Source organism: Mesorhizobium sp. M1A.F.Ca.IN.020.06.1.1 (assembly GCF_004023265.1).
Lineage (GTDB): Bacteria > Pseudomonadota > Alphaproteobacteria > Rhizobiales > Rhizobiaceae > Mesorhizobium.
This window is the reverse complement of record NZ_RZSR01000794.1, coordinates 1-2824: the sequence shown is the minus strand read 5'-3', so window position 1 is coordinate 2824 and position 2824 is coordinate 1. Positions and strand designations below refer to the sequence as shown.

Below are 2824 nucleotides of genomic sequence, written 5' to 3'. Positions count from 1 at the left end.
GCGCCGGCGTCGGCGGCCTGGTCGGCGGCGGCAGGGGCGCGCTGATCGGCGCGGCTGTGGGCGCCGGGTCCGGCCTGTTGGTTCGCAACCTGCGCAATGGCCAGTGCGTATATCGCTACCGTAACGGCACGACCTACACTGCGCGCTGCAACTGATCTCGCGACAGAGCGATCCAATGAAGGCCGGCCTGCCGGCCTCCATTTCTTTGCCTGAACGGCCCGCCGCCGCACCGGCGCTGCTCATCCGGTGAGCGGGATCCTTATTTCCACCTTAAGCCCGTCGGCCCGGTAGTCGCGCTTGATCGTACCGCGCAATTCTCGCGTGACATTGAGATCGATCAGCTTGGTGCCGAAACCGGTCTTTGCCGGCGGCTCCAGTTTCTTTTGCCCGGCCTCGCGCCAATCGAGCACCAGCGTCCGCTCCCGGCCACGTCCTTCGACCCGCCAATCGACCTTCAGGGCGCCCACCGAGTTGCCGGCCTCGCCATATTTCAGCGCGTTGGTGGCAAGCTCGTGGAAGGTCAGGCCAAGCGCCTGCGTCGTCGTCTCGTCAAGCAGCACTTCCGGCCCCGACAATATGCCTTCGGAAAGCTCTTTGCCGAACACCTGCCCAAGCTCGGTGCGCAGCAGGTCGCCGAGGTCCGCTTTCTGCCAGCGCGAGCGTGTCAGCATGTCCTGCGACGCGGCCATCGCCTGCAACCGCGCCGAGAATGATGCCGAGAACTCCTTCACGTCCGTGGCCTGCGAAGCAGTCTGCCGCGCGATCGCCAGCACCCTGGTGATCGAGTTCTTGATGCGGTGCTTCATCTCCTGCAGGATCAACTCCTTTTCCAGCAGGCTCTTCTCCGTCGCCTCATGCAGCAGCGACTTCGCCTCGTAGGCGCGCTCCTGATAGCGGGCCACCAAGGCAATCGCCCCGGCGAGCAGCAGACCGAACAGCCCGAGCATCACCGGGATGGCGCGCGAGGAAGGCAGCGCGAAAGCGCTCGTCGGCCGAAACAGGACAGTCCAGGGTCGGCCGGCCACGACGATATCCCGGCGCGCCAGCAGCTTTCCGCCGAGCGATTCGGCCGGCGGCGCCTCCGACCGGAACAGGAGATTGCCGGCACCCGGCTGGCCGTCGAAGATTTCGACGTTGACCGGCAGCAGCGGAGCCTTGCTGAGCGCCACCTGGAACAGATCGCGTGCGCGGAAGGAGGCGTAGAGGAAGCCGGCGGTCGAGGAGCGGCTAGCATTAATGACGTCCGGAGCCGTTTCCACGTTCAGCCGCACGAAGACCAGAAATCCGGGGAATGTCTGCTCCAGCCCTTGTCCCTGGCCAAGTTGAACGAGCCCGCTGGCATGCTGCTGGTCGTCGGCCATGGCCTTCTCGATTGCCGCCCGCCGTGCCGGGTCGCTGAACATGTCGAAGCCGATGATCGACTGGTTGGAGGTATCGAGCGGCTCGAAAAGCACGATGGGCGTGCGCCATTGCTGCTGCGTGATTGCCGGATAGACCGGGTGGGCCGAACCGCGAGCGCGCAGGATGTCGCGCTCGAGCTTGGCCTCGTCGCCGGTCTTGGCCAGCCTCAGGAAGCCGATGCCGCGCAGTCCGGCGAAGTTGTCGTCGATGTCGAGCGCGGTGAGGAAGGCCTTGAACTCGCCGCGCGTGATATCGCCGTTACGAGCATCGAACAGCGCCTGGGTCGAGCGCAGCAGCGACAGATGCAGGTCGATGCGGCTCTCGATGCGGTTGAGCGCATCGTCGGCGGTTCCCTCGAACTTGATGCGTGCCGCCTCCTGGGTCGCGAAATAGGCGAACCCCGCCATCGTCAGGCTGATCAGCGCGACGGCGATGAAGGCGACGATCGGGAAAAGCTTTTTCAATGCAGGGTGCGGCCCATGGACGGTTGGCCACCTTTATGGGCAAGTCTCCGCGCCAATACAATGGCAAGGCCAACCCAACGCCGCGATTGGCTCATCAAACAAGTCGCAAATTAGCCAACCAATTTATGGTCTTAGGCCGCGATTTTCAGCGCTCCCGGGCCTGGCATGGCGCCCGGCGGGCACTTGCCCAGAATGATCATGCCGAGCACCTCGTCTTGAGTCACGTCGCTGGTGCGCGCCGTACCGACGACCTGGCCGTTCTTCATGACGCAGACCCTGTCCGCCAGCTCGAACACGTCATGGATATCGTGGCTGATCAGGAAGATGCCGATGCCGTCGGCCTTGAGCTGCCGCACCAGTTCGCCGACCTGGGCCGTCTCCTGGGGGCCGAGCGCTGCCGTCGGCTCGTCCATGATCAGGATTCGCGCGTTGAACAGGATCGCGCGCGCGATTGCCACCGACTGCCTCTGTCCGCCGGACAGCTTGATCACCGGCTCCTTGAAGCGCTGGAAGCGCGGATTGAGCCGGCCCATCACCTTGCGTGCTTCGGCCTCCATGGCGACGTCGTCGAGGGTGCCCCAGGCGGTCATCAACTCGCGGCCGAGGAACAGATTGGCGGCGGCGTCGACATTGTCGGCAAGCGCCAGCGTCTGATAGATCGTCTCGATGCCGTATTTCTTGGCGTCGCGCGGGTTGGAGATTGCTGCCTCCTCGCCGTTGACGAAGATCTGCCCGGCATCGCGCTTGTAGGCGCCGGACAGTATCTTGATCAGCGTCGACTTGCCGGCGCCGTTATGGCCGAGCAGCGCCACCACTTCGCCGGGGAAGAGATCGATGGAGGCGTCGTCGACGGCGCGAATGCCGCCGAAGGCGATCGAGATGTTGCGCATGTCGACCAGCGGGGCGCCGGCGGCTCGGGAACCGTGCTCGGCGCTATGCTTGGGGCGCTGCTGATGCAG

General features: G+C 64.9%; 2 protein-coding genes. Both read right to left on the bottom strand.

The genetic code is table 11. From position 1 onward, the window contains the following. Positions 1-239: 239 nt before the first annotated feature. Entirely contained in the window at positions 240-1865 is a 1626-nt protein-coding gene (locus EOA60_RS27015; RefSeq protein WP_095824031.1) for a CHASE domain-containing protein, read from the bottom strand. A gap of 131 nt (positions 1866-1996) precedes the next feature. Beyond that, on the bottom strand, positions 1997-2755 hold the full coding sequence (locus EOA60_RS27010; RefSeq protein WP_128312178.1) for an ATP-binding cassette domain-containing protein: 759 nt from the start codon (positions 2753-2755) through the stop codon (positions 1997-1999). Between the last annotated feature and the right edge of the window lie 69 nt (positions 2756-2824).